The organism is Pseudoxanthomonas sp. GW2 (genome assembly GCF_000283075.1).
GTDB lineage: Bacteria > Pseudomonadota > Gammaproteobacteria > Xanthomonadales > Xanthomonadaceae > Pseudoxanthomonas.
The window spans coordinates 1-4,561 of the sequence record NZ_ALIP01000032.1; the positions used below are offsets into that span (position 1 = coordinate 1).

Here is a 4,561-nt window from a genome sequence, read left to right on the forward strand (position 1 = left end):
GAAAGTTCTACTTATGGGGTGTCTGCGGATCGGGGAAGCTTACGGTATCGGGTTCCGACAAGTTCCGGCGAACGGTCGCCGGGGGGTTGTAGCCATGGGCGCTGTGCGGCCGCTGCTCGTTGTAGAACTGCCGCCAGCGTTCGATCAGCACCTTCGCTTCGGCGCGGCTGCGGAACCATTCCCGGTTCAGAAGCTCGTCCCGAAGCTTGCCGTTGAAGCTCTCGACGAACCCGTTCTGCCAGGGGCTACCCGGCGCGATGAAGGCCGGGCCGATCGCCGCGTCGCGCAGCCAGCGCATCACCTTGGCCGCGGTGAACTCGGCGCCGTTGTCGGAGCGGACAAAGGCCGGTTTGCCGTAGATCCGCATCAGTCGCGACAGGGTCAGGATCACGTCTTGCGCCCGCAGGCTTGCCCCGACTTCGATCGCCAGGCACTCCCGGGTGTATTCGTCGATCACGCACAGCATCTTCAAGGCGCGTCCGTCGACCATCTGGTCGTGGACGAAGTCGTAACTCCAGACCGCATTCGGGCGAACCGCGCCCGGCAGGCGGATGTCGTTGCCGGAACGGCGGCGGCGCGGCCGGCGGCGGGGAATGTTCAAACCCAGCTGGCGCCACAGGCGCCGCACCCGGGCCTCGCCCAGGTCCAACCAGGCCGCCATGCGGCGATACCCGAACCGCGGCACCTTCGGCGACGCGGCCAGCAGCCGCTCGGCCACCGCCTGGTCCTTGGCGGCCTGGCGCGGGGCGTAGCTGGCGATGCGGCGGCTCAGGCCCAGGTAACGAAGGGCCTTTCGCTGCGAGATACCCCGACGGACCAGCACCTGGACCGTGTCGCGTCGTTCCGACGGGGTCATCATTTTTTTCGGACGATCTCCTTCATCCCGTCGATGACCAGCATCTGCTCGGCCACCAGCCGCTTGAGCTGGGCGTTCTCGGACTCGAGGTCCTTGAGCCGCCGGGCGTCGGGCACGTCCAGGCCACCGAACTTGTTGCGCCAGCGGAAAAAGGTCTGCTCGGTCAGGTTGTGCTTCTTGCACAGGGCCTTGATCGACATGGCGCCGACCTCGGCCTCGCGCAGGATGCCGATGATCTGCTCGTCGGTGAATCGCTTCTTCATGGAGCTCTCCTTGCCTGTTAAGGGTAGAGAACTCACCAGCCAAATGGCTACACGATCCGTCTCAGGTCACCACTCTGCCAGCTCTTGCAGCTCACCACGATCACCCGACGCGCGCCGTCGAGTCGCGGGTGGATGCCGATCACGTCGATGTCGCTGTGCACGGCGTCCTGGCGAGTGTCGTACTCCGCGTGATCGCCGGCAGGGCGGAACTTGATGTTGTGCCTGGTGAAGTACCCTTTGTGCTGCAGGTACTCGTCCACCATTTGTTCGAGGATGTCTTCTTTCATTCCTGTTCGCCCTCGCGATCGATCATCCGTTGGCTGGAGAATCCCTCGAACTCGGGCTGGAGGCGGCACTGCAGGAACGCTTCGAGCAGGTTGAGTACGTGGATGCCGAGCACCGCATCGAGGATGAAGTTCACCCGATCGGTGTGCTCCCTGATCCAGCCGGGGACGTTCGTCTCGTTCAGGCCGGCGACGCCGATGCGCTCGCCGTGTTTGATCAACGATGCTGCCAGGGTGCTCTTCGCGCTGCCGGCGTTGTAGTGTTGAGCCGTGTAGCGGGCAGCGCTGTTGGGGCCGACCTTCCCGACCTTCAGCACATGCTGCCCGAACGCGAAGACGTAGACGGCCATCTTGCCGGGCGGTAGCGGCTTGGGCGGCACATGCGGCGCAGGGCGTCGATCGATCGCGATGGCATCGGGCGCCAACGAGACGCCGGCCATGCCGGCGACACGGCGAAAATCCTCCAAGAGCAGATCCGGATTCCAGGTCATCGGCCAGATTCCTCGGTGCTCGGCGTCCACCCGCTATCTGCACGCCACGCCAGCGGAAAAGCGGCAGCTTGCCGTAGCGCGTCCAGCGGGAATGACAGGAACGCACGCAGCCCGGCAATGACCTCGGAAAGCTGAAGCTCGACCAAAGCATTCTTCCTCAAGAATGCCTGCCATTGGGTCTGCTTCTGCCGATCCTGAGCGAATTCGTCACTTAAGCCGAAGGGGACGCCGTCCGGCAGCGGCGTCCTGCGGCGCTCGAAGGTGGCGTGGATCGCCTTGGACAGGAGCGCGCCGTCGAATTCGCTGTGGCGCGACAAGATCCAGAGGTCGAAGTAATCCTTCATGCGGCTATTGGCGATGCCGAGTGACACCAGCGCCTCCAGTTTCTCGGCGACGACCGTGTAGCGGGGGTAGGCACGCAGCTTCGGGGCAGGCATGTCCGGCAGCATCACCGGGTAATCGACAGCCTCGGGGCCGGGTGTCACGGCGTCACCGAAACCCACGTCGACCTGCACGTGGCATCGGGCACCGTCCAACAGTCCGAGGAGCGTGACCCGGACACCGGAGTAGTTGGCTTCCTTGCGGATCTCCTCCGCGTGTACCGAGTCGGCTTGGAAGCGTATGCCGTCGTCCAGTTCCACCGCACAGATCTCCCGAAACGCCGCCTCGACATGCGGAATCTCGGCCGAGCCGAAGCCCAGCAGGTCGGCGTCGCGTGTCGGACGATGCGGGATGTCGAACCACAGGTCGAACAGTAACGCCCCCTTCAGGAGAAAATGGTCGGCATGAGCCGAGACGCTCAGGCGATACAGGAGCCGCTCCAAGGCGTAGCGGGTGAGGACGAGGTTGAAGTCCTGCTTGTCGGTGCGGGCCTTGACGAGCAGTCGCGCGCGGACCGAGGCGGCGGTGTTCCGTTTGCTCACGTCAGACTCTCCAGGTAGGGCCGCATCACATTGGCCACTCGGCACAGCTCAGCAAAGCGCCACAGCTCATCCATGCTGACACGCTTGGCGCGCCAGGCTTCCTGCAGCGCCTCCAGCGCGACATCGAGGCCGATCTTGTTGCGGAACTTGAAGCAGTCGGCCACCGTCCGGGCGACGTTGGTCACGCGCACCGGCACACCATCGACGGAGTGTTCCTCGATCCCCTCCGTCAGCGCTGTGCCGGTGAAGCGCACGATGCGCAGCGGGGGATAATCCATCTTGGGCGCGCGGGCCTTGTTCGGGATGGCCAGCCAGACCTCGAACGGCGACTGTGTGGTGAGTTCGTGCACGCGCAGTGCCGACAGCAGGCAGACGATGGCCTGCGGGTGTTTGCGTGCCACTTCGGCCAGCGTGCCGTGCTCCGAGACGGGCCGGTCCGGGATCGCATACAGGCCCCGTCCCACGCGCTGGAGCAGCCCTTGCCGCACCAGCCGCGTGAGGGCGACAGTGGGTAGCCCGCGCTCATTGAGATCACGTGGACGAATAAGGCCGCGCTGGGCGGCAAGTTCCAGAATGCTCTGGTGTGAACTGTCCATGCCGTCATAATGTTGCGTAACGTCGGTAGTTGTCAATAATTACCGACAAAACACAACGATCATGGTTTCCTGTGCCTGCCGATGCTGCAATCAAACCGCTTGATTCGTCCGCGCGTAACCCATTGATCTGTATGGTGCCGCGTTGTGGCCTTTGCGGACTTCGTGCCAGTTTCAGGGAGCGAGGCCGGAGAGAAAAACGGCCGGGAGAGAGTGGAAGGTGGCCCCGGACGGTGCCATAGGCCGGATGCCGAAGTCCGCAGGCTTCCGCAGGAATCCCCGCGAACACGCGGGAGTCGGCGCGATCGGGCAAGAAAAAACCCCAACCGAGAACGGTTGGGGTTTCATTATTGGTGGAGCCAGGGAGGATCGAACTCCCGACCTCGTCATTGCGAACGACGCGCTCTCCCAGCTGAGCTATGGCCCCACGGTGACGGTGACGTCAGGGCGCGCATTCTAGCGCGGCCTTTGCGGTTCGCCAAGCCTCCCCGCGCAGGAAACCGCCGATGCGTTCAATCCGCGGTGGCGGCGCGCTTGCGGCTGCGCTTGCGCGCCGGCGCGGCGGCCTTTTCCGCGGGCCGTGCCGGCGGTGGGTCGACCTGGCCGATCCAGGCCAGGGTGTCCAGGTGGGCGAGGAAGTGGCGCAGGTACTGCGGCGACAGCTGCCCCATCAGGTTCAGCGCGCGGTGCACCAGCTTGCCGGAGTTGAGCGGGCCGGCGTCCTCGGGCAGGTCCTGCAGCGAGCGCCGCAGCTGGCTCTCGCTGCGTACCTGCGCCCACAACCGGCGCAGCTCGCCGAGCACGGCCATTTCCTGCACCTCGCCGGAGGCGGTGGTGCCGTGGCGCTGGCGGGCGATGCCGTCCAGCTGCGCGACAAGTTCCGCCAGCGGCCCCGGTGTGGGCGCCGCCGGCGGGGCGGGCGCGGGCGCGGGCGCGGGCGCAACCGCGTCCAGCGCGGGGGCATAGCGCTCGACCAGGCGTGCCAGGCGCGCCTCGGTCCGCTCCCGCGCCAGGCCCTGCTGCGCCCGTGCGCGCCGCGCCAGCGCCTGCAGCGCGGCGAAGCGCAGCGGCTGGGTGCGGTCGGCGCCGGTGGCGCGCCAGCGCTCGAGGCGGGCCTGGATGTCCTCAGTCGGCATCGGCGGCACCGGCGG

6 protein-coding genes and 1 tRNA gene are annotated in these 4,561 nt (G+C 66.1%); all 7 read right to left on the reverse strand.

Going from position 1 to position 4,561, the window contains the following annotated elements; all coding sequences use genetic code 11:
* Positions 1–7: 7 nt before the first annotated feature.
* A protein-coding gene (locus B351_RS0102810) for an IS3 family transposase (protein ID WP_156810403.1) occupies positions 8–1,119 on the reverse strand; the annotation gives its coding sequence in 2 pieces (ribosomal slippage) (positions 8–870 and positions 870–1,119; 1,113 coding nt in all).
* Between the two features lie 47 nt (positions 1,120–1,166).
* On the reverse strand, positions 1,167–1,406 hold the full coding sequence (locus B351_RS16115; protein WP_019397541.1) for a hypothetical protein: 240 nt from the start codon (positions 1,404–1,406) through the stop codon (positions 1,167–1,169).
* Positions 1,403–1,894: a hypothetical protein gene (locus B351_RS0102825; protein WP_039730794.1), complete on the reverse strand. Its 492-nt coding sequence runs from the start codon at positions 1,892–1,894 to the stop codon at positions 1,403–1,405. The genes B351_RS16115 and B351_RS0102825 overlap by 4 nt, the downstream gene beginning before the upstream one ends.
* On the reverse strand, positions 1,891–2,817 hold the full coding sequence (locus B351_RS0102830; RefSeq protein WP_019397543.1) for a nucleotidyl transferase AbiEii/AbiGii toxin family protein: 927 nt from the start codon (positions 2,815–2,817) through the stop codon (positions 1,891–1,893). Before B351_RS0102830 ends, B351_RS0102825 begins: the two co-directional genes overlap by 4 nt.
* On the reverse strand, positions 2,814–3,413 hold the full coding sequence (locus B351_RS0102835) for a type IV toxin-antitoxin system AbiEi family antitoxin domain-containing protein (protein WP_026010274.1): 600 nt from the start codon (positions 3,411–3,413) through the stop codon (positions 2,814–2,816). Before B351_RS0102835 ends, B351_RS0102830 begins: the two co-directional genes overlap by 4 nt.
* Positions 3,414–3,761: 348 nt before the next feature.
* A tRNA-Ala gene (locus tag B351_RS0102840) sits at positions 3,762–3,837 on the reverse strand.
* A gap of 85 nt (positions 3,838–3,922) precedes the next feature.
* Positions 3,923–4,561 (reverse strand): DUF2894 domain-containing protein (locus B351_RS0102845; protein ID WP_019397545.1); only part of this gene is annotated, 639 nt, incomplete at its 5' end.